General features: G+C 70.8%; 21 protein-coding genes. 11 read left to right on the top strand and 10 right to left on the bottom strand.

Annotated elements, in window-relative coordinates:
- Window positions 1-41: 41 nt before the first annotated feature.
- Both ETD85_RS26250 and ETD85_RS26245 read right to left on the bottom strand, forming a co-directional pair.
- The gene (locus tag ETD85_RS26250; RefSeq protein ID WP_138692446.1) at window positions 42-581 is read right to left on the bottom strand and encodes a DUF1707 SHOCT-like domain-containing protein; all 540 of its coding nucleotides are present in this window, start codon (window positions 579-581) and stop codon (window positions 42-44) included.
- A gap of 138 nt (window positions 582-719) precedes the next feature.
- A complete protein-coding gene (locus ETD85_RS26245) occupies window positions 720-1,454 on the bottom strand; it encodes a PadR family transcriptional regulator (RefSeq protein WP_138692445.1) in 735 nt (244 codons plus the stop codon).
- 297 nt (window positions 1,455-1,751) lie between these two features.
- Between ETD85_RS26245 and ETD85_RS26240 the strand changes: the two genes are divergently transcribed.
- On the top strand, window positions 1,752-2,480 hold the full coding sequence (locus ETD85_RS26240) for a metal-dependent hydrolase (RefSeq protein WP_138692444.1): 729 nt from the start codon (window positions 1,752-1,754) through the stop codon (window positions 2,478-2,480).
- A gap of 139 nt (window positions 2,481-2,619) precedes the next feature.
- Entirely contained in the window at window positions 2,620-5,376 is a 2,757-nt protein-coding gene (acnA, locus tag ETD85_RS26235; RefSeq protein ID WP_206058582.1) for an aconitate hydratase AcnA, read from the top strand.
- 194 nt (window positions 5,377-5,570) lie between these two features.
- On the opposite strand, the gene ETD85_RS26230 is transcribed toward acnA, so the two are convergent.
- Window positions 5,571-6,443 (bottom strand): neutral zinc metallopeptidase, encoded by an 873-nt coding sequence (locus ETD85_RS26230; protein WP_206058581.1) that lies wholly within the window; start codon window positions 6,441-6,443, stop codon window positions 5,571-5,573.
- A gap of 155 nt (window positions 6,444-6,598) precedes the next feature.
- Between ETD85_RS26230 and ETD85_RS26225 the strand changes: the two genes are divergently transcribed.
- Window positions 6,599-7,300 (top strand): sulfite exporter TauE/SafE family protein, encoded by a 702-nt coding sequence (locus ETD85_RS26225; protein WP_240779430.1) that lies wholly within the window; start codon window positions 6,599-6,601, stop codon window positions 7,298-7,300.
- Between the two features lie 80 nt (window positions 7,301-7,380).
- Here the strand turns inward: ETD85_RS26225 and ETD85_RS26220 are convergent, their stop codons facing one another.
- A complete protein-coding gene (locus tag ETD85_RS26220) occupies window positions 7,381-7,557 on the bottom strand; it encodes a hypothetical protein (RefSeq protein WP_206058580.1) in 177 nt (58 codons plus the stop codon).
- Window positions 7,558-7,653: 96 nt separating this feature from the next.
- Window positions 7,654-8,049, bottom strand: a complete 396-nt coding sequence (locus ETD85_RS26215; protein ID WP_138692456.1) for a RidA family protein — start codon at window positions 8,047-8,049, stop codon at window positions 7,654-7,656.
- A gap of 119 nt (window positions 8,050-8,168) precedes the next feature.
- On the opposite strand from ETD85_RS26215, the gene ETD85_RS26210 reads away from it, so the two are divergent.
- Window positions 8,169-9,137, top strand: coding sequence for a helix-turn-helix transcriptional regulator (locus ETD85_RS26210; protein ID WP_138692442.1), 969 nt, complete (start codon window positions 8,169-8,171; stop codon window positions 9,135-9,137).
- 41 nt (window positions 9,138-9,178) lie between these two features.
- Here ETD85_RS26210 and ETD85_RS26205 read toward each other — a convergent pair whose 3' ends face one another.
- The 5 genes from ETD85_RS26205 to ETD85_RS26185 all read right to left on the bottom strand — a co-directional run bounded on the left by ETD85_RS26205 (window position 9,179) and on the right by ETD85_RS26185 (window position 13,148).
- On the bottom strand, window positions 9,179-9,976 hold the full coding sequence (locus ETD85_RS26205; RefSeq protein ID WP_138692441.1) for a 2-keto-4-pentenoate hydratase: 798 nt from the start codon (window positions 9,974-9,976) through the stop codon (window positions 9,179-9,181).
- 3 nt (window positions 9,977-9,979) lie between these two features.
- Entirely contained in the window at window positions 9,980-10,984 is a 1,005-nt protein-coding gene (dmpG, locus tag ETD85_RS26200; protein ID WP_138692440.1) for a 4-hydroxy-2-oxovalerate aldolase, read from the bottom strand.
- Entirely contained in the window at window positions 10,981-11,856 is an 876-nt protein-coding gene (locus ETD85_RS26195; protein ID WP_138692439.1) for an acetaldehyde dehydrogenase (acetylating), read from the bottom strand. The genes dmpG and ETD85_RS26195 overlap by 4 nt, the downstream gene beginning before the upstream one ends.
- Before the next feature lie 96 nt (window positions 11,857-11,952).
- On the bottom strand, window positions 11,953-12,414 hold the full coding sequence (locus tag ETD85_RS26190) for a RidA family protein (RefSeq protein ID WP_138692438.1): 462 nt from the start codon (window positions 12,412-12,414) through the stop codon (window positions 11,953-11,955).
- An 11-nt stretch (window positions 12,415-12,425) separates the two neighbouring features.
- Window positions 12,426-13,148 (bottom strand): aspartate/glutamate racemase family protein, encoded by a 723-nt coding sequence (locus ETD85_RS26185; RefSeq protein ID WP_138692437.1) that lies wholly within the window; start codon window positions 13,146-13,148, stop codon window positions 12,426-12,428.
- 99 nt (window positions 13,149-13,247) lie between these two features.
- Here ETD85_RS26185 and ETD85_RS26180 point away from each other — a divergent pair, with 99 nt between their 5' ends.
- The 7 genes from ETD85_RS26180 to ETD85_RS26150 all read left to right on the top strand — a co-directional run bounded on the left by ETD85_RS26180 (window position 13,248) and on the right by ETD85_RS26150 (window position 21,099).
- Complete coding sequence (locus tag ETD85_RS26180; protein ID WP_170246844.1) at window positions 13,248-14,177, top strand: LysR family transcriptional regulator; 930 nt, start codon at window positions 13,248-13,250, stop codon at window positions 14,175-14,177.
- 67 nt (window positions 14,178-14,244) lie between these two features.
- A complete protein-coding gene (locus ETD85_RS26175) occupies window positions 14,245-15,258 on the top strand; it encodes a winged helix DNA-binding domain-containing protein (protein ID WP_170246843.1) in 1,014 nt (337 codons plus the stop codon).
- A 153-nt stretch (window positions 15,259-15,411) separates the two neighbouring features.
- On the top strand, window positions 15,412-16,449 hold the full coding sequence (locus tag ETD85_RS26170; protein WP_138692434.1) for an LLM class flavin-dependent oxidoreductase: 1,038 nt from the start codon (window positions 15,412-15,414) through the stop codon (window positions 16,447-16,449).
- A 215-nt stretch (window positions 16,450-16,664) separates the two neighbouring features.
- Window positions 16,665-17,774: a sugar ABC transporter substrate-binding protein gene (locus tag ETD85_RS26165; RefSeq protein ID WP_138692433.1), complete on the top strand. Its 1,110-nt coding sequence runs from the start codon at window positions 16,665-16,667 to the stop codon at window positions 17,772-17,774.
- 60 nt (window positions 17,775-17,834) lie between these two features.
- Complete coding sequence (locus tag ETD85_RS26160) at window positions 17,835-18,599, top strand: ATP-binding cassette domain-containing protein (protein WP_138692432.1); 765 nt, start codon at window positions 17,835-17,837, stop codon at window positions 18,597-18,599.
- Window positions 18,596-19,858: a sugar ABC transporter permease gene (locus ETD85_RS26155; protein WP_138692431.1), complete on the top strand. Its 1,263-nt coding sequence runs from the start codon at window positions 18,596-18,598 to the stop codon at window positions 19,856-19,858. The genes ETD85_RS26160 and ETD85_RS26155 overlap by 4 nt, the downstream gene beginning before the upstream one ends.
- 35 nt (window positions 19,859-19,893) lie before the next feature.
- Window positions 19,894-21,099, top strand: a complete 1,206-nt coding sequence (locus tag ETD85_RS26150; RefSeq protein ID WP_138692430.1) for an ROK family transcriptional regulator — start codon at window positions 19,894-19,896, stop codon at window positions 21,097-21,099.

The raw sequence follows: 21,099 nt of genomic DNA, 5'->3' as shown, positions 1-21,099 counted from the left end.
GCCCTGACCGGGTCAAGGCCCAAAACGATCTGGGCGGGGCTTCACCTGCGATAGCGGAAACGCCGGTGGATCAGGCTGAACAGCATGGCCCCCAGCCACACCACCAGCAGGACCTTGAAGATGCCGAACCCGCCGAAGATCAACCCCAGTATCAGGAACACGAACAGCACCGGCAGGAACGGGCCCGGACCCCTGCGGCCCTGCCACGGGTGCCCGTGGTGACCGCCCCGGCCCCTGCGCATCTCACGCTGGGCGTGGTGCATGGCCTGCATCTGGTGCCGGTGCGCGCGCATCGCCTGCCGCCAGGCGTCCCTGTCGAAACGGGACCCGTCGAAGTGCGGCATGGCGTACTGGGGGAGGTCACCGTGGGGAAGGGGATCGCGGTGCCCGTAGGCGGGCTGCTGACCTGGCAGGTCCGCCGTCACCGCGGCGAGGTCGCGGGCCGTCTTGGCGGCCAGCGTCCGATCGAGTCGTTCGTCGAGCTCTTCATGGGTCAGGCGGCCCTGCGCGAAGTGCTCACGCAGGGCGGCCATCGTCTGCTCCCGCTCGGCGTCGCCGATGCGGAGGTCGTCACGGTCCATACGGGGTTCCTTGCTGCGTCTGATTTACCTCACTGCGTGAGGTGCGCTCAGTCGCCATGTGCCGCCGCCTTCCCCCACTCTGGTCGCTGCGCTCCCGCCGTTCCTCCAGGCGACGGCGCCCCCTTAGTCACTCCTTGTTCACTCATCGCCCGGTTCGTCGTCTGCCAGGATCTGGTAGAGCTTGCGCCGGGTCTCAACCAGAGTCTTACGCGCTTCGCGGATTTGTGCGTCGTTTCCGGTCTGAAGAACCTGCATCATGGCGAATGCCGACTGTCGGGCGATATGCCAGAGATCGGCGGTGTTGTCGTCGATATCCGGTCGCATCTCGTCCCACGGGGCGCGGAGCTCGTCGGCGTGCGCCTCCAGGTAGTTGCGGCCTTCCTCGGTGAGGGTGAAGGTCTTGCGGCCCTCGTTCTCCTCCGAGATGACCAGGCCCTCGTCGGTGAGCTGCTGCAACGCCGGGTAGACGGCGCCGGGGCTGGGCTTCCAGCCGCCTTCGCTGCGCTCGGCGATCTCCTGGATGATCTGGTAGCCGTTGCGGGGCTCCTCGGCCAGCAGGGCCAGGATCGCGGCGCGTACGTCGCCCCGCTTGGCCTTGCGGGTCCTGCCGCCCCAGCCTCGGTGGCCGCCGCCCCAGGGTCCGCCGGGTCCGCCGCCGCCCCACGGGCCGCGCCCGAAGTCGAACGGGAACGGGCCGCCCGGACCGCCTCGCCGGCCGCGCTGCCGATGCTCGTGCGGGCCGCCGCGGTGATGGTGGTGCTCGCGGCCCATCTGCTCGAAGGCCTCTGACACGGCCCTGAACGCCTCGCGGGCCGCCCTCTTGTACTCGTGTGCGCCGGGCCAGGGCCCGCCTGCTACGTGTGCGGAAGTCATTTTTCCCCCTATATCGTGATCTGTTCTCGATGCGTCAAAGATATATCGGTAGTGTGTCGTTCGCAAGCCCCGGGGAGGAGTGAGCCAGATCACGAAAAAGTTGCGGAATCCGGGAACAGGATTGGGGAGAGGGTCGTTGTTCAGAGCAGACGAGGTCGTTCCGCGTCGGCAGGGCTGGGGGGTGCTGTCGCCGCGGAGACGACCTCGTCTGCGTTTCCGGACACTTGCGGAACGGGCCTCCTGGGCCCCCGGCGGGCCTCGCCGCGTAAAGGACTTCTTTGCATTAAAGTCCCGATCATGATGGGGCATACACACGCGATGACCGGGGCCATCGCCTGGCTGGGGCTCGCACCACCCCTGGCCGCTCTGCCGCTCGTGAACGAGAGTACGAGGTTTGTCGAAACCGGGATCATGGCCACCGCGCTCAGTCCCCCCGAGCTGATCGCCGGGGCGATCATCTGCGCAGGGGCGGCCATGCTGCCCGACCTCGATCATCCGAGCGCGACGATCGCGCAGACGTTCGGGCCGGTCACCTGGATGCTCAGCAAGGCCGTGGCCTGGCTCAGCGGCGGTCACCGGGGGATGACGCACTCGCTGGTGTTCGCCGTGGCGATGGGGTTCGGGGCGCACTGGCTGGCCAACACCTATCCGATCGGGCGCGACATCATGGTCGTCCTGCTCATCGGCCTGGCGCTGCGGGCCATCGGCGTGGGGATCCCGGGCAACAAGCTCGGCTCCGCGATGATCAACATCGGGATGACCGCCGGGCTCTACGCCGTCTTCCTCTCACTCGGCGTGGGTTACGCGTGGCTGGGCCTGGCCGTGGGGGTGGGCTGTCTCATCCATGTCGTGGGCGACTGCATGACCGAGCGAGGGTGTCCCGTGCTCTGGCCGCTGTCGGCCAGGTGGGTGCTGCCCTGGAAGATCGGCATCAAGACCGGCAAGAAGTTCGAGCAGAAGATCCTCGCTCCGGTGCTCTCCGTCGCCATCGTCGGCCTGCTGTTCTGGCGGCTCGTGCCCGTTTAAGTTGATGTCGAGATACCTTAGAGATATCTTGACGTCGAGACATCCGCCGCACGGGTCGCTTGTTAGGGTCACCTAACGTGATGACGATTCCCGGAGTGCGGCAGGATTTGGTCTGAGAATTGTCTGATGGAGGAGGCGAATCACCGTGTCCGCGAACAGCTTCGGCAGCCGTGACACGCTACGCGTCGGCGACGCGTCATACGAGATTTTCCGGCTGGACGCCGTCGAGGGTGCCGCACGCCTCCCGTACAGCCTGAAGATCCTGCTGGAAAACCTCCTCCGCACCGAGGACGGCGCCAACATCACCGCCGACCACATCCGTGCGCTGGGCGGCTGGGACCCGAACGCGGCCCCGAGCGTGGAGATCCAGTTCACGCCGGGCCGGGTCATCATGCAGGACTTCACCGGTGTGCCGTGCGTGGTCGACCTGGCCACCATGCGCGAGGCCGTACGCGATCTGGGCGGCGACGCCGCCCGCATCAACCCGCTCGCGCCGGCCGAGATGGTCATCGACCACTCGGTCATCGTCGACTACTTCGGTCACCCCGACTCGTTCCAGCGCAACGTCGAGCGCGAGTACGAGCGCAACCGCGAGCGCTACCAGTTCCTGCGCTGGGGCCAGACGGCCTTCGACGAGTTCAAGGTCGTCCCGCCCGGCACCGGCATCGTCCACCAGGTCAACATCGAGCACCTGGCGCGCGTGGTCATGACCCGCGACGGCAAGGCCTACCCGGACACCTGCGTCGGCACCGACTCCCACACCACGATGGAGAACGGCATCGGCGTCCTGGGCTGGGGCGTCGGCGGCATCGAGGCCGAGGCCGCGATGCTCGGCCAGCCGATCTCCATGCTCATCCCGCGCGTGGTCGGCTTCAAGCTCAGCGGCCAGCTCCCGGCCGGCGCCACCGCCACCGACCTGGTCCTGACGATCACCGAGATCCTGCGCAAGCACGGCGTGGTCGGCAAGTTCGTGGAGTTCTACGGCGAGGGCGTCTCCTCGGTGCCGCTGGCCGACCGGGCCACGATCGGCAACATGAGCCCCGAGTTCGGCTCCACCTGCGCGATCTTCCCGATCGACGGCCAGACGATCGACTACCTGCGGCTGACCGGGCGCTCCGAGGAGCAGATCGCCCTCGTCGAGGCGTACGCCAAGACCCAGGGCCTCTGGCTCGACCCCGCCGCGCCCGAGCCGGCCTTCTCCGAGTACATCGAGCTCGACCTCGGCACCGTCGTACCGTCCATCGCCGGCCCCAAGCGCCCGCAGGACCGCATCGTCCTGTCGGCGGCCAAGGCCACCTGGCGCCACGACGTACAGAACTACGTGGCCGACAACATCGACGAGGAGGGCGAGGAGTCCTTCCCCGCCTCCGACTCGCCGGCCTCCAACTCCCGCGCCAACGGCGGCCGGCCGCACAAGCCGGTCCCCGTGACGCTGGCCGACGGCACCACGTTCGAGATCGACCACGGCAACGTCTCGATCGCCGCGATCACCTCGTGCACCAACACCTCCAACCCGTTCGTCATGCTCGGCGCGGCGCTGCTGGCCCGCAACGCGGTCGAGAAGGGCCTGACCCGCAAGCCGTGGGTCAAGACCTCGCTGGCGCCCGGCTCGCAGGTCGTCACCGGCTACTTCGAGCGCTCGGGGCTCCAGCCGTACCTCGACAAGATCGGGTTCAACCTCGTCGGCTACGGCTGCACCACCTGCATCGGCAACTCGGGCCCGCTGCTGCCCGAGATCTCCGACGCCATCCAGGCCAACGACCTGGCCGTCACGGCGGTGCTGTCCGGAAACCGCAACTTCGAGGGCCGCATCAACCCCGACGTGAAGATGAACTACCTGGCCTCGCCGCCGCTGGTGGTCGCCTACGCGCTGGCCGGGACGATGGACCTCGACCTCGACACCGAGCCGCTCGGCCTCGGCGCCGACGGCGAGCCCGTCTACCTCAAGGACATCTGGCCGTCGCCGGAGGAGATCGCCTCGGTCGTCAACTCCTCGATCGGCCGCGACATGTTCGAGCGCGACTACGCCGACGTGTTCAAGGGCGACGACCACTGGCGCTCGCTGCCGATCCCCACGGGCAACACCTTCGAGTGGGACCCGTCCTCGACATACGTGCGCAAGGCGCCCTACTTCGACGGGATGCCGGAGAAGCCGGAGCCGGTGACCGACATCTCCGGCGCCCGCGTGCTGGTCAAGGTCGGCGACTCCGTCACCACCGACCACATCTCGCCGGCGGGCTCCATCAAGGCCGGCACCCCGGCCGCGCAATACCTGCGGGCCAACGGGGTCGAGGTCAAGGACTTCAACTCCTACGGCTCGCGGCGCGGCAACCACGAGGTGATGATCAGGGGCACGTTCGCCAACATCCGCCTGCGCAACCAGATCGCGCCGGGCACCGAGGGCGGCTACACCCGCGACTTCACCCAGCCCGACGGCCCGGTGTCGTTCATCTACGACGCCTCGGTCAACTACGCCGCGGCCGAGACGCCGCTCGTGGTGCTGGCGGGCAAGGAATACGGCTCGGGCTCCTCGCGCGACTGGGCGGCCAAGGGCACGGCGCTCCTGGGCGTCCGCGCCGTGATCGCGGAGTCGTACGAGCGCATCCACCGCTCCAACCTGATCGGCATGGGCGTGCTCCCGCTGCAGTTCCCCGAGGGCGGCTCGGCGGAGGCGCTCGGGCTGACGGGCGAGGAGACGTTCGACATCACGGGCGTCGAGGAGCTCAACAAGGGCGGCATCCCGCAGACGGTGCACGTCAAGGCCACGGCGCCGTCCGGGCACGGAGCCGGCGTCGAGTTCGACGCGGTGGTGCGCATCGACACCCCTGGCGAGGCCGACTACTACCGGCACGGTGGCATCATGCAGTACGTGCTGCGCTCGCTGCTCGCGAAGTGATCTTCTCGCGGTCGCGCCCGGTCATGAGCCGGGCGCGGGCGCGGGGGCCCTTGGCTTCGACGCCGGGGGTGGGGCGCGATCCTCACGCGCCCGTATCGGGGGAACCACCCGACACATGAAGAGCCGCCCGGTGGGACACCCCCCGCCGGGCGGCTTTTTCCACTTGCCGCCCGTGCCCCCTGCCAGGGGAGGCGTCAGGAGACCTTGGCGGGCGGGGCCGACCAGGTGTCGCAGGCGGCGGGGGAGCCGCTCCGGTAGCCGCGTGTCAGCCAGTGGACCCGGTTGGCGCCCTTGCCGTGGCTGCGGTCGCCGTCCTCGTCCCCGCTGGCCCGGGTGGCGTCGAGCAGCGCCGCCCAGTCGGCCTCCGTACGCGCCAGCGAGCCCCACACGCTGCCCATGAACACCCCGGACAGGCAGTCGGCCTGCAACTCGTAGCGCCGCTTCAGCTCGGCCCGGTCGGCGCGGCCGGTGCGGGCCCTGGCCTCGTACGAGCGCCGGATCCCGGTGACGCTCTGCAGGTGGTGGCCGTACTCGTGGGCGGCCACCTTGAACGGATAGAGGTCCGTCCTGCCCTCGATCCAGCCGCCGGTGAGCGGGAACACCAGCGTGCCCCGCTCGGTGCAGTAGAAGGCCGCCGCGTGCTCGGGCCAGCGGATCCCGCACACCGTGCTCGCCGGCTCCTCGAAGTAGCGGACGACCGGCTTCGCGAACGAGCGTCCCGCTCGGGCGAAGTAGGCGGACCATGATTTATCCAGGCATTTCACGACTGTCTCCAGGTACTGCCGCGTCCGCGGAATCCCTCCCGAGCTGATCGGCGTCTCAGGGCACGACGTGCCGGCCAGCTTGCCGGCCTTCTTCGGGAACGGATTCGCGACCGGTCTGGCGGCCGGCTTCGTGACCTGGCTCGTGACCTGGCTTGCGACCTGGCCCGGGACCTGCTCCGAGGTCAGGGCGGCGGCCTGGGCGCTCTGGGCGGGGAGGCCGGTGACCGCGAGGATCGCGGCGAGGGCCAGGGCGCGCGTAACGGGGACGTAGTGCACGGTCGGCAGCTTAACGATCAGCACCATCGCGGGAGCACGCCGTCCGCAGGATCGACCATGGCCCGGTCCGGCTTCCCCCAGCCCAGGGGTCACGCTCACGCCCTATCACGGCGACAGAGAGTGATGATGATTGACTCCCAGGCGTGACTCATACGGTATTGGTGCTGATTGTGGGCAGTTTGGTGGTTTTCGTCGGCGCGATCGTCCAGGGCGGCGTCGGGTTCGGCCTGGGGCTGGTGGCGGCGCCCGTGCTGACCTTATTGGCGCCCGACCTCATGCCGGGCGCGATCCAGGTGGTCAACATGACGCTGCCGCTGTTCACGCTGGCCGTGGAGTGGCGGCGGGTGGACTGGCGCGGGCTCGGGTTCGCGGTGCTGGGCAGACTGCCGGGGAGCGTCGTCGGCGCGGTCATCGTCGTCTACGTCTCCGTGTACACGCGCGGCGTCCTCGTGGCCGTCATGGTGCTCATCGCCGTCGTGCTGACCGCCAGGGCGCTGAGCGTGCCGCGTAACGCCGGGACGATCGCCTCCGCCGGATTCGTGTCGGGGGTGACCGGCACCGCCACGGGCATCGGGGGGCCGCCGATCGCGCTGGTCTACCAGGACGCCAAGGGGCCGCAGATCCGGGCGACGCTGGCCATGTTCTTCTTCCTGAGCGCGGCCCAGTCGCTGGTCATCCTGTACGTGGTGGACGAGCTGCCGGCGCGGGCGCTGGGGACGGGGGCGGCGCTGATCGTGCCGATGGTGCTCGGGTTCCTGGTGTCGGGGCCGCTGCGGCGCTATCTCGACGGCGGGAAGGTGCGGGTGGCGGTGCTCGCCGTCGCCACCGCCTCGGCCATCGCGCTGATCGCGCAGAACGTGATCGTCGAGATGCTGGCCCCCTGATCGGCCGGGCGCCGGCGCGGCGGAATGGAGGGGCCTGGCGGCGTCGAGGGGCCCGGCGGCGTCGAGGGGGCCCGGAGGCGTCACAACGGGCGCAGGTGCTCGATCGTGACATGGTGCCGCTCGGTCAGCCGCCGGGCGATCAACGAGCGGTGGCAGGCCCCGGGGTCGGCGGACACCTCGGCGCTGGCGTACGTCGGGCAGCAGGCGGACGTCCGCGTCCCGCAGCCGTCGCAGGAAGGACTCGCCGCCGAAGCCATAGACGCCGATCGTCACCACCCTGAGCACCGCAAATCACCTGCCTGCCTGCTACTCGTGCCGCCTCCGGCAGGACTGCCGGAGGCGGCGGGGTCACGTCACGCGACGGCGGTCCCCTCAAGCTCGACCATCAGGTCGGGGATCGCCAGCCGGGTCACCCCGAGCATCGTGGTGGACGGTGCCACCCCGGCGGCGCCCAGCCGCGAGGCCAGCACGCCGTAGTGCTCGAAGAGCCCATCGACGTCGGTGGTGTAGACGTTGAGCCGGACGAGGTTCGCGAGGGACATGCCGCCCTCGCCGAGCACGGCCTCCAGGTTGTCGAGGCTCAGCGCCAGCTGCGCCGCCATGTCACCGGCGTGCTGGGGCTTGCCCTCGCCGCTCATCGCGGTCTGCCCGGCACAGTACAGGGTCCTTGCCTGCCCGGAGACGATCTCACCCTGGTTGTATCCCAGCTCCACCGACCACGCCCACGGGTTGACCGCCGTTCGCTCCATTGCCACATCAGCTCCATTCGACTCGTCACCATGACGTGCGTCCATCTCTGTGGTCGCGTCGATGAGCTTGGCAGCGCATACACGACATCCTGTGTCGTGTATTTCTGTAGGGTTTTCGGATGCGCGCCGACCGGTTGGTCTCGCTGGTGCTGCTGCTGCGGCAGCACGGCCGGCTGCCGGCGACCGCGCTGGCACGGGAGCTGGAGGTGTCCACCCGCACCGTGCTGCGCGACATCGAGGCGCTGTCCGCGGCCGGTGTCCCGGTCTACGCCGAACGCGGCCGGCACGGCGGGTTCGCGTTGTTGCCCGGCTTCCGGACCGAGCTCACCGGGCTGAACCACGACGAGGCCCTGGCCCTGCTGGTCGCCGGATCGCGGCGCGGCGCGCAGGCGTTCGGCCTCGGCTCGGCGCTCGCCTCGGCGATGCTCAAGGTGGTCGACGCGCTGCCCGAAAGCTACCGGGACACCGCGGCCGGCGCGGCCGAGCGACTGCTCATCGACCCGGAGATCGACCTCCTCTCGCGCCGGCTGGTCGCCGAGGAGGCGCCGGACACCATCGTGGCCGAGGTCCTGCGCGCGGTGCTGGCCGGGCACAAGCTGCGCATCCACTACGCGGCCGTGAACCAGACCCCGGAGTGGCGCACGGTGGACCCGATCGGCCTGGTCACCGTGCGTGACCGCGGCTACCTGCTGGCCACGAGGTCCGGCGCGGACCGCACGTACCGGCTGTCGCGGATCCTGACCGCCCAGGAGCTCGCCGAGCCCGCACAGCGACCGGACCGGGTCGATCTGGACCGGGCCTGGCAGGAGCGCAGCACGCGGTTCCGGACCGGCGGCGACCAGGTGACCGTGCTGGTACGGATGGACCCGGCGCGGCGGGAGGACCTGGTGGGCACCGCGCTGGCCGTCCTCTCCGAAGAAGCCGACCCGGACGGCCGGCTGCGGCTGGAGGTGACTTTCCAAGACCACAGACACGCCGAATGGGCGCTGTGGCAGCTCTCCACGAGCGCGGAGGCCCTGGCCCCGCAGTGGTTGCGCGACTCGCTGCGCGACCGCGCCGCCGCGATCGTCGCCCGCTACGGAGGGTGATCAGAGCGGCGCCCGCCCGGCGGTGTCCGCAAACCGGCCTGTCAGGGCGGGTCCTCCCCGGCCAGCACCGCCGTCACCCGGCCGATCCCGGGGAAGTCCGCCGTGACGCGGTCGCCCGGCGCGATCGCGACGGTCCTGGTGATGGAGCCGGACAGCACGACCTGGCCTGCCTCCAGCGTCACCCCCAGCGCGCCGACGGCGTTCGCCAGCCAGGCCAGCGCGTTGAACGGCGTGCCGAGGACCGCCGCCCCCGTGCCGGTTTCGGCGATCGTGCCGTTCTTGAGCAGCGCGCAGCTCGCGGACCGCAGGTCGACGTCGGCCGGATCGATCGGCGTGCCTCCGAGGATCGCCGCCCCGGACGACGCGTTGTCGGCGATCGTGTCGACGATCGAGATCTTCCAGTCCCGGATCCGGGAGTCGACGATCTCAAGTGCCGGCAGCAGGTGCCGCACCGCCCTGCGGGCGTCGCCGACGGTCACGCCGGGTCCCCGGAGAGGGGCGTCCAGGACGAAGGCGATCTCCGGCTCGATCCGGGGCTGGATGAACCTGCGGGCGGGGACCGGCAGGTGCTCCGGGTGGAACATGCTCGCGGTCAACAGGCCGTAGTCCGGCTCGTGGACGCCCATCTGCCGCCGGATCGCGGCCGAGACCAGGCCGATCTTGTGGCCGCGGACCTCGTCGCCGGCCTCGGTCCAGGACCGCACCTGCTCCTGCTGGATCCGGTAGGCGTCGGCGATCGTCGCGCCGGGGTAGGTGGTGCTCAGGGGCGGAATCGGCGTGCCCGACCGGTGGGCGCCGAGCAGCGCGGCGGCCGCCTCCCGGATCTCGGCGGACCTCATCGCTCAGGCGCTCCGCTCGCGGCTCGAAAGCTCCGCCGCCACGTCGATGATCATGTCCTCCTGGCCTCCGATGACCTCGCGCCGGCCCAGCTCCAGGAGGAGCTCGCGCACGGGCAGGCCGTACTTGCCGGCGGCGCGCTTGGCCGGGTGGAAGAAGGTGGAGTAGAGACCGGCGTAGCCGAGCAGGAGCGCGGTCTCGTCGATGATCTGCGGTTCGGTCATCAACGGCGCGATGACGTGCTCGGCGACCTCGATCAGTGCGAGGACGTCGACTCCCGGATGGTGCCCGGCTCGTTCCAGCGCCGCCGCGAGAGCCTCCGTCTGGGCGTTGCCGGCGCTGGCTCCCAGACCCCGCAGCGACCCGTCGATGTACGTCGCGCCGTTCTCGACCGCGGCGAGCGCGTTGCCGATGCCCACGCCCAGGTTGTTGTGGGCGTGGAAGCCGATGTCGGCCTGGACCGCGTCGCGCAGCGCGGCGACGCGGGCTCCGGCGGAACCGGGCACGAGCGCGCCCGCGGAGTCGACCACGTAGATCACCTGCGCGCCGTAGGAGTCCAGCTTGGCGGCCTGCTCGGCGAGAGCCGCGGGTTCGAGCTTGTGGCTCATCATCAGGAAGCTCATCACGCGCATGCCGTGGTCGCGGGCGTGGCGGATCGGCTGCTCGGCGCAGTCGGCCTCGGTGCAGTGCGTGGCGACCCGTACGGTGCTCGCCCCCGCGTCCCGGACGGCGTCCAGGGCCGGGAGCGTCGAGATCCCCGGCACGTACAGGACGGCGATGTCCGCCCGGTCAACCGCGGCGACGGCGGCCCGTACGTACTCGACGTCCGTCGCGGCGGCGAACCCGTACTGGATCGAGGAGGCGCCGATGCCGATGCCGTGGGCGACCTCGATGACCCGGACGCCCGCCCGGTCGAGGCCCCCGGCCACCGCGCCGACCTGTTCCGGGGTGAACTGGTGCGAGACGCTGCTCATGCCGTCGCGCAGGCTGGTGTCCACGAGAGTGATCATCGGGCGGCTCCCAGGGTCTTCTCCGCGATCCGTTCGGCGACGGCGACCGCGGCGGCGGTGATGATGTCGAGGTTGCCGGCGTAGGCGGGCAGGAAGTCGCCGGCGCCCTCCACCTGCACCATGACGGTGACCAGGTCCCCGTCGATCTCGACGAGTCGCAGCCGGTAACCCGGCACGTAGCGCCGGACTTTCGCCACCGTCTCCCGCACGGCGTCCTCGATCCGGCCGGCGTCACTCCGGCGAACTCTCGCGTAGACGGTGTCGCGCATGACCATGGGCGGCTCGGCCGGGTTGATCAGCGAGAACGCCTTGGCCTCGTCCGCTCCGGCGACGGCGGTCAGGGCCTGCGCGGTCTTCTCGCCGAACTCGCTGAGATTCCACCGGGTGCCCGGACCGGCACTGGCGCCGGCGATGGTGGCGACGATCTCGCCGTACGAGACGTCGGCGACCTGGTCGATCGCGTGCAGGAGGGGGATGGTGGCCTGCCCCGCGCAGCTGACCATGTTGAGGTTCGGCGCCTGCAGATGGTCGTCGAGGTTGACCGCGGGCACGACCCAGGGGCCGACCGACGCGGGGGTCAGGTCGATCGCGGTGATCCCGGCGGCCTCGTAGCGGGGCGCGGCGGCGGCGTGGACCTTCGCCGAGGTCGCCTCGAAGACCAGCGGGGGCCGGTCCGGCCGGGCGAGCAGCCAGTCGACGCCCTCCGCGGACACCTCGACGCCGAGGTCCTTGGCTCGCCGCAGGCCCTCGCTGCCGGGGTCGATGCCGATCATGAAACGCGGATCGACGAGCTCCGACCGGCGCAACTTGTAGAGCAGATCCGTTCCGATGTTGCCTGAACCGACGATCGCCGCCGGGACTTTCGCGGGCATGCGTGCGCGCCCTCCTTCGTGACGGAGAAGTGTTGCCGTCCCCGCGGGCCGGCGGCCCCCGGGGGTCAAGGATTCGCGGGCTCAGCCGCGGGCCGGTCAGCGGATCTCGACCAGCAGTTCCAGCTCGACCGGTGAGCCCAGCGGCAGCGACGGCACCCCGACCGCCGAGCGGGCGTGCCGTCCGGCGTCGCCGAACAGCTCGCGGAGCAGGTCCGAGGCCCCGTCGCCGACCTGCGGATGCTGGGTGAAATCGGCGGTGGACGCGACGAACACCAGGGCCTTGACCACCCGTGCCACCGCCGCCAGATCGCCGATCTCCGCCTTCAGCGCCGCCAGCGCGTTCAGCGCGCACTGGCGCGCGCACTCGTAGGCGAGCTCCACGCCGACCGTGTCGCCGAGCCGGCCGGCCGCGATCAGCCGCCCCTCCCGCAGCGGCACCTGGCCCGAGACGTAGACGTGCGCACCGCTGCCCACGGCGGGCACGTAGGCCGCGACCGGGGGGACGACCTCCGGCAGCGTCAGCCCCAGCTCCGCGAGTCGCCGTTCGGGATGTGACATCGTCCGGTGGCTCATCGAGGGCCACCGCGCCAGCCGGGCATCGCCCGCTCGCCGACGGCGACGTCGTAGGCCGCGCGGGCCAGCAGGCGGGTCGAATCCAGCGTCGGCAGGGGAGAGACCTCGGGCGTGATCAGCAAGGGGATCTCGGTGCAGACGAGCGCGACCGCGTCACAGCCCCGGTCGGCCAGCCGTTCGATGACGCGCAGGTACTCCTGGCGCGACGCGTCGCTGATCACGCCGTTCACCAGCTCCTTGAAGATGACCTCGTTGACGAGGTCGCGGTCGCCGGCGTCCGGCAGCTCCGCGGCGATCCCGCGGGCGGCCAGCGCCCGAGGGTAGAGCGGGCCGTCCATCGTGTACCTGGTGCCCAGCACGCCGACGCGGGTGCGCCCCTCGGCCGCGGCCTGGTCCGCGACGACCTCGGCGATGTGCAGGCCCGGCAGCGGGAGGTCCGGTCCCGGCGCCTCCAGAGCCAGGTGGGCGGTGTTGTCCGGGCAGACGAAGAAGTCGGCGCCGGCCCGGGCGAGCCGCTGCGCGCTGGTGGCCAGGGTGCCCCGGATGGTCGCGTGATCGCCGGTGTCCCAGGCGGGCATGCTGTACCCGAAGGCGATGTTGTCCAGGGTGACGTCGGGATGCTCGTTGCGGCCGGTCCGGCGGAATCCCTCCTCGCAGAAGTCGAGGAAGCAGAGGGCGGCTCCTCCCGTGCTGTGAGCGAGAACTCCAAGGTGTTTCACGACGACTCCGGCTTTTCGGGGAAATCGGGATGGCCTCATTCTTCACGGAGCAGCTCCATCCGCCCACTCCGAGGCATCGATCGATATAGCATCCATGCCGTGGAGGCATGGCTGGATCTACGCTTGCTGGGTTACCTGGTCGCGATCGCCGAAGAGGGATCCATCAGCGGCGCCGCCCGCCGCCTGCGACTGACCCAGCCGACCCTGAGCCGGCAGCTGCGTGAGCTGGAACGGCGCCTGGGGGCCGAGTTGTTCGCCCGCGACGGGCGCGGCCTCGTGCCCACCGCCGCCGGGGAGGCGCTGCTCCGCCGGGCCGTGCGCATGCTGGCCGACGCCGATGCCGCTCTGCACGACGTGCGCCTGGCCGCCGAGGGCAAGACCGGCCGGCTGACGGTCGGGTTCGCCGGATCGGGCATCAACGGCGCGCTGGGCGACGCCCTCGGCCGGCTGCGAGCCGAGCTGCCCGACGTCGACCTGTCCCTGGTGGAGCTGTTCGACGACGCCGAGATGTCGGCCGGCATCCTGGACGGAAGCCTCGACGTGGCGGTGCAGCGGTTGCCGGTCCGCGACGCCCGTCTCGCCACACGAGTGTGGACACGCGAGCCGCTGACCCTCTTCCTGCCGGCCGGGCATCCACTCGCCACGTCCCGCGAGCCGGCACCGGTCTCCGTGCTCGGCGAGATCCCCCTGGTGCTCTGGCCGCGCGAATCCGCGCCCCACGCGCACGACGAGATCACCTCGTTGTGCCACCACGCCGGCATCGTGCCGCGCGTCGGCGCGCGAGGCCGGACCGTTCAGACGATCCTCGCTCTGGTCGCCGCCGGTTTCGGCGCCGCCGTGATGGCCGACTCCTATCGGGTGCTGCACCGGGAGGGCGTGGCAGCCCGGCGGCTCGCGGGCACCGCCACCACCTTGCACCTGGTCTGGCGAGCCGGGGACGTGGGCCCGCTGCTCGCCCGTTTCATGACCGCTCTGAACGCCGTGAAGGCTCGGCATCGCGACGAAGGACCCGGGACTCCCGCGTCCTGAGCCGGCCGCCCCCGGCCCCGCTCCTACCGATCGAAGACCAGGGCGCGAAGCCGGCGGCGCCGCCGAGGTGGTCGGCTGGTTCGGCGCGGTGCAGTCGCAGGACTACCACCCGGCGAAGTGGTCGGTGGCCCAGCGGCTCGGCCCCGGCGTCACCGACGTGGACCTCGATCGCGCGTTCGACGACGGCGTCATCCTGCGCACGCACGTGTTGCGCCCGACGTGGCACTTCGTGGCCCCCGCCGACCTGCGCTGGCTGCTGGAGCTGACGGCGCCGCGGGTGCACGTGCTCAACGGCTATGCCTACCGGCGGGGCGAGCTCTACGGCCCGCTGCTGCGCCGCGCCACGGACCTGGTCGCCGACGCCGTCGCCGGCGCGAACCACCTGACCCGCGCCGAGCTCGCGGCGTCGCTCGCCCGGCACGGCGTCGTCGCGGAGCGGTTCCGGCTCGGCTACATCCTCATCCACGCCGAGCTGGAGGGGGTGATCTGCAGCGGCCCGCTGCGGGGGAAGCAGCACACGTACGCGCTGCTCGACGAGCGGGTCCCGCGGGCGGCGAGCCTGGAGCGCGAGGCGGCGCTGGCCGAGCTGGTCCGCCGGTTCTTCACCAGCCACGGTCCGGCGACGGCGAAGGACCTGGCGTGGTGGTCCAGCCTCACGCTCGCCGACATCGCCACCGGGCTGCGTCTCGCCGGCGACGCGCTGGAGCGCCTCGACGTGGACGGCGTCACCTACTGGTCCGCGCCAGGGGAGGCCCCCGCGCCGGCCGGGTGCCCATCGGTGCGGCTGCTGCAGGCGTACGACGAGTACATCGTCGGCTACCGGCAGAGCAAGCACCTGCTCGACCTCGGCGGCCTGGTGGCGGCGGCACCGGACAGGCTCGCCCTGCCGAACGGCGTCATCGTGGTCGACACGCAGGTGGCCGGCCGCTGGAGGCGCACGGTCCGGGCCGGCGCCGTCGTGCTCGAAGCGGCGCTGTACCGGCCGTTCGGCGCCGCCGAGACCGCCGCGCTGCGGGTCGCGGCCGACGAGCTGGGCATGTTCCTGGGTGCACGCGCCGTCATCTCGGCGAGCCTGCTGTGAGCCTGGCCCCGGGCGGCCGCATCGACGCCGGCCGGCGCGAACCGGACCGGTCAGGGCGGCCGCGGCCGGACCGGATCCCTTCGGCTTCGCCGAACCGGCCATCGCTGTCCAGGGATCCACAGCCCTGAACGTCCATCACCCGGCGGAGGCATCATGCGCAAAGGCATCGTGGTCACGGCACGACCCGGCGTGGAGGAGCTGGCCGCGAAGGCCGAGGCACTGGGCTTCAGCAGCTTCTGGGTCTATGACACGCCCATGCTTCACGGCGATCCGTTCGTGGCGCTGGCCTTGTGCGCGAAGGTCACCAGCCGGATCAAGCTCGGCGTCGGCGTGACCTCGCCGGCGTTGCGGTCGTTGCCGGCCGCGGCGAGCGCGTTCGCCAGCCTCAACGCGCTGGCGCCGGGCCGGATCATCTGCGGCGTCGGCACCGGCAACACCGCCCGGCGCACCCTGGGAATGCCGCCGGCCACCACGGCCGAACTAGAGAGGTTCACCGCCGGGCTGCAGGGGTTGTGCGCCGGAGGCACGGTGGAGTACCGCGAGGGTGACCGGGTCGGCGACATCCGGCTCCTGCACGCCGGGCAGCACGTGAACACCAGCGACCCCATCGAGTTCCTGGTGGCCGCGACCGGCCTGAAGGCCGCCGCCGTCGCCGGCCGTCGCGGCACCGGCATCATCTCCTTCGGTCTCCTGGATCCCGCGGCCTGGAGCGCGTTGCACCACGCGCGCCGGCAGGCCGCGGGCGCGCCCGGTGACGCCGACTCCTGCGTCATGACCTCGCTGCACGTGCTCGACGAGGGCGAGGACCCCTACGGCGACGCGGTCCGGGACGCGACGGGGCACATCGTCATGTCGCTGTTGACCTTCGCCGCGGACGCGCCCGCGTTCGCCGGAAGGCTCGGCGGTGCGGAACGCGACGCGGTGCGGTCACTCCTTGACCGGCGGGGCATCACGACCGTCGCGCCGGACCGGCACACCGCCCTCTACCCCCACTATCTGGGGCGCATCGCGCCGGCAGACCGGGACCTGATCCTGCCGTCGCTGATCGACGCGCTGACCCTGGTCGGAACGCGAGACGACCTTCTCGCCCGCATCGCCACCCTGGAACGAGCCGGGGTCAGCGAGATCGTCATCCAGCCGGTGATCGATCCGCCGACGGAGATGGCGGAGCTCGCGAAGCTGACCACCTGAGCCGTTCGCCGGCGGGGCTCGCCTGCAGCCATCCATCGAGTCCGGGGCCTCGGGCGCACCGGGTTCGGAGTCGGGGAGATTGAGCTGGCGTTTCTGGATTGTTACCCGAAACAACAAACTCCTGGGCTGCAGGGTCTTCCAAAGCAGGCCATCCCGGAATACGTTGCCGCAAACAACATTCATCCGGGCCCCTCCGGAAGAAAGGACCCTGCACTATGCGCAAGGGGATCCTCAGCCTGACCGCCGCGGCAGCCGCACTCGCCCTCGGTCTCACCGCCTGCGGGGGCGACAGCGGTCAGACCACCACGTCGACCTCGTCGGCCTCGGCGTCCGCCAAGACGGGCAAGATCGGTGTCATCCTGCCGGACAGCAAGTCCTCGGCCCGGTGGGAGACGGCGGACCGTAAATACCTTGAAGAGGCATTCAAGGCGGCCGGCGTCCAGTACGACATCCAGAACGCCCAGAACGACAAGACGGCGTTCCAGACCATCGCCGACCAGATGATCACGAACGGGGCCACCGTTCTGATGATCGTCAACCTGGACAGCGGCACCGGCAAGACGGTCATCGACAAGGCCAAGTCCCAGGGCGTGGCCACCATCGACTACGACCGGCTGACGCTGGGCGGCGGCGCCGCCTACTACGTCAGCTTCGACAACACCAAGGTGGGCACGCTCCAAGGCGAGGGCCTGAGCAAGTGCCTGACCGACAAGAAGGCCTCGAAGCCGATCGTGGCCTACCTGAACGGCTCGCCGACGGACAACAACGCCACGCTGTTCAAGAGCGGCTACGACGGGGTGCTCAAGCCCAAGTTCGACGCCGGCGAATACGTCAAGGGCCCTGACCAGGCCGTGCCCGACTGGGACAACACCCAGGCCGGCACCATCTTCGAGCAGATGCTGACCCAGCAGCCGAAGATCGCCGGCGTGCTGGCCGCCAACGACGGCCTCGGCAACGCCGCCATCACCGTGCTGAAGAAGAACAACCTCAACGGCAAGGTGCCGGTCACCGGCCAGGACGCCACCGTCCAGGGCCTGCAGAACATCCTGTCCGGCGACCAGTGCATGACCGTGTACAAGGCGGTCAAGAAGGAGGCCGACGCCGCGGCCAAGCTCGCGGTGGCGCTGGCCAAGGGCGAGAAGCCCACGGCGAGCGGCAGCGTCAAGGACCCGGAGAGCGGTCAGGACGTGCCCTCCGAGCTGCTGGAGCCGCAGGCCATCTACCTGGACAACGTCAAGGACGTGGTGGCCGACGGTTACGTGACCAAGGAGGAGCTGTGCACTGGTGACTTCGCCGCCAAGTGCACCGAGGCAGGAATCCAATAGCACCTAGCCCCAAGAACCGAGGGGGTGCGGCCACCGGCCGCACCCCCCTTAGGGAGCCTCATGACCCCCCTCCTTGAAGTGCGCGGGATCGACAAGAGCTTCGGTCCGGTGAAGGTCCTGCACGACGTCGAGTTCGCCGCCTACCCCGGCGAGGTCACGGCGCTCGTCGGCGACAACGGCGCCGGGAAGTCGACGCTGGTCAAGTGCGTCGGCGGCATCTACCCGATCGACTCGGGGGAGATCTTCTTCGACGGCCGCCAGGTCACCGTGCACAGTCCCCGCGACGCGGGCGAGCTCGGCATCGAGATCGTCTACCAGGACCTCGCCTTGTGCGACAACCTCGACATCGTCCAGAACATGTTCCTCGGCAGAGAGCGCAAGAGCGGGTTCCTGCTCGACGAGGACAGCATGGAGGAGCTGGCCGAGCAGACGCTCAGCAGCCTGTCCGTGCGTACGGTCAAGTCCATCAGGCAGCAGGTCTCCAGCCTGTCCGGCGGCCAGCGGCAGACCGTCGCCATCGCCAAGGCCGTCCTGTGGAACAGCAAGGTCGTCATCCTCGACGAGCCGACCGCGGCCCTGGGCGTGGCCCAGACCGCGCAGGTGCTGGAGCTGGTGCGCAGGCTGGCCGACACGGGGCTGGCCGTCGTGCTCATCTCGCACAACATGAACGACGTGTTCGCCGTCTCCGACCGGATCGCGGCGCTCTACCTCGGCAGGATGGCCGCCCAGGTCAGGACCTCCGAGGTGACGCACGCCCAGGTCGTCGAACTGATCACCTCAGGCCGCAGCGGTGATCTCGGCCTCAAGAACGGGGTCACCCCATGAGCAAGGTCAAAGAACTCCCCGGCGAGGCCATCGTCGCCGCGACGCAGGCCCCGTCGATCAAGAACAGCTTCGTCGCCTACCTCCAGCGCGTGCGCGGCGGCGACATGGGCGCGCTGCCCGCCGTGCTCGGCCTGGTCGTGCTGTGCGGGGTCTTCGCCTCGGCGCGAGACTCCTTCCTCACCGCCGGCAACTTCGCCAACCTGTTCACCCAGGGCGCGGCCGTCACGCTCATCGCGATGGGCCTGGTGTTCGTCCTGCTGCTCGGCGAGATCGACCTGTCCGCGGGTTTCGCCAGCGGCGTGTGCGCGGCCGTCCTCGCCGTCACGCTGACCAGCGCCGGCCTGCCCTGGTACGTGTGCGTCGTGGCCGCCATCCTCACCGGCGTGGTCATCGGCACCGTGCTCGGCACGCTGGTGGCCAAGGTGGGCATCCCGTCGTTCGTCGTGACGCTGGCCGCCTTCCTCGCCTTCCAGGGCCTGGTCCTCGTGCTGGTGGACGAAGGCACGAACATCTCCATCAGGGACAGCGTGATCGTCGCGATCGCGAACAAGAACCTGCCGGGCTGGCTCGGCTGGGCGCTCTACGCCGCGAGCGTGGCCGTCTACGCGGGCGTGCAGCTCCTGCGGGCCAGGAACCGCTCCAAGCGCGGCCTGACCGCGGACCCGCTGTCGCTGATCGCCTTCCGGGTCGGCGCGCTGGCGCTCCTCGCGGGCATCGCCGTCTTCGTGCTGAACCTGGAGCGCAGCCGCAACGCTGCGCTCGTCTCGCTCACCGGCGTGCCGATCGTGGTCCCCGTCATCCTGGTGCTGCTGGTCGTGTGGACGCTGGTGCTGCGGCGTACCGCGTTCGGACGGCATCTGTACGCGGTCGGCGGCAACGCGGAGGCCGCGCGCAGGGCCGGCATCGCGGTGGACCGGCTCAGGATCAGCGCGTTCGTGATCTGCTCCTCGATGGCCGCGGTCGGCGGGATCGTGGCCGCGTCCAGGGCCAGCTCCGTCGACCCGAACACGGGCGGCAGCTCCGTCCTGCTGTACGCGGTGGGCGCGGCGGTCATCGGCGGCACGAGCCTGTTCGGCGGGAAGGGAAGGGTGCTGGACGCCGTGCTCGGCGGCGCCGTGGTGGCCGTGATCGAGAACGGCATGGGCCTCATGGGGTACGGTGCCAGCGTGAAATACCTGGTCACCGGGTCTGTGCTGTTGCTCGCCGCGGGTGTCGACGCCCTGGCGCGCAAGCGGGCGGCGGCCGCTGGTCTAAGGTGATCAGCGACTCGCAGCCCCTGAAGGATCCCCAGACCATGCGTGCCGGCCCCTCACAAGAGGACATCAGACGCCACAACCTCGGCGCGCTGCTCCGGCATGTCCACCTGGGCGGGCCGATCTCGCGTGCGGAGCTGACCACGAAGATGGGGCTCAACCGCAGCACGATCATGGCCCTGACCTCCGACCTCACCGCCGCGGGGCTGGTGCGGGAGGAGCTGCCGCGCGAGACGGGCCGGGCCGGGCGGCCCTCGCTGGTCGTGCGGCCCGAGTCGGCGCGGGTCTACGTGTTCGCGTTCGACGTGAGCCCCGACCGGCTCGCGGTGGCCCGCGTCGGGCTGGGCGGCGCGATACTCGACCGCCGCGAGACCGTGCGCGAGCGCGGCACGTTCGAGCTGGAGGAGCTGGCCGGGGTGCTGGCCGGGTTCGCCAGGCAGATGCGGCGCAAGACGCGGGCCGACACCGTCTGCGTGGGTGCGGCGGCGGCCGTGTCGGGAGGCGTGCGCAAGGCCGACGGCGTGGTCCGGTTCGGCCCCAACCTGAAGGCCGAAGATGTGCCGTTCGGCGAGGAGCTGGGCCGCAGGCTGGCCTTGGGCCTGCCGGTCAGCGTGGGCAACGACGCCAACCTGGCCGCGCTCGCCGAGCACAGCCGCGGCGTCGGCGCGGGCGTCAGGGACCTCATCTACCTGCACGGTGACGTCGGCATCGGCGGCGGGATCATCGCGGGCGGCCATCTGCTCGGCGGCCACGACGGCTACGGGGGCGAGGTCGGCCACATGGTCGTCAACCCGGGCGGCCGGGCCTGCGGTTGCGGCTCGCACGGCTGCCTGGAGGCGGAGGTGGGGGAGCGGGCGCTGCTGGAGTCGGCCGGGCGCTTCGGCGCCGGGCAGCACGGCAGGGACGCGGTGCGGGCCGTGGTGGAGGCCGCCGACCGGGGGGACATCCTGGCGCAGGAGGCGCTCAGCCGGGTCGGCGACTGGCTCGGGCTCGGCGTCGCGAACCTGGTGAACATCTTCAACCCGGAGATGGTGATCTTCGGCGGAATGCTGAGGGAGATCTATCTCGGCTCCGCGGCGCAGGTGCGCACGCAGCTCGCCTTGAGCGCGATGGCGCCGCAGCGGGAGCGGCTGCGGCTGCGCACCTCCGCGCTCGGGGACGCCGCCACGCTGGTGGGCGCGGCCGAGCTGGCCTTCGCCCACGTGCTCGCCGACCCTCTTGAGGTCCTGGCCAGGGCCAACGCCTGA

The organism is Nonomuraea zeae, assembly GCF_005889725.1.
In the GTDB taxonomy this organism is placed as follows: Bacteria; Actinomycetota; Actinomycetes; order Streptosporangiales; family Streptosporangiaceae; genus Nonomuraea; species Nonomuraea zeae.
The sequence above is the reverse complement of the archived record's forward strand: the minus strand, read 5'-3'. Positions and strand labels throughout refer to the sequence as shown.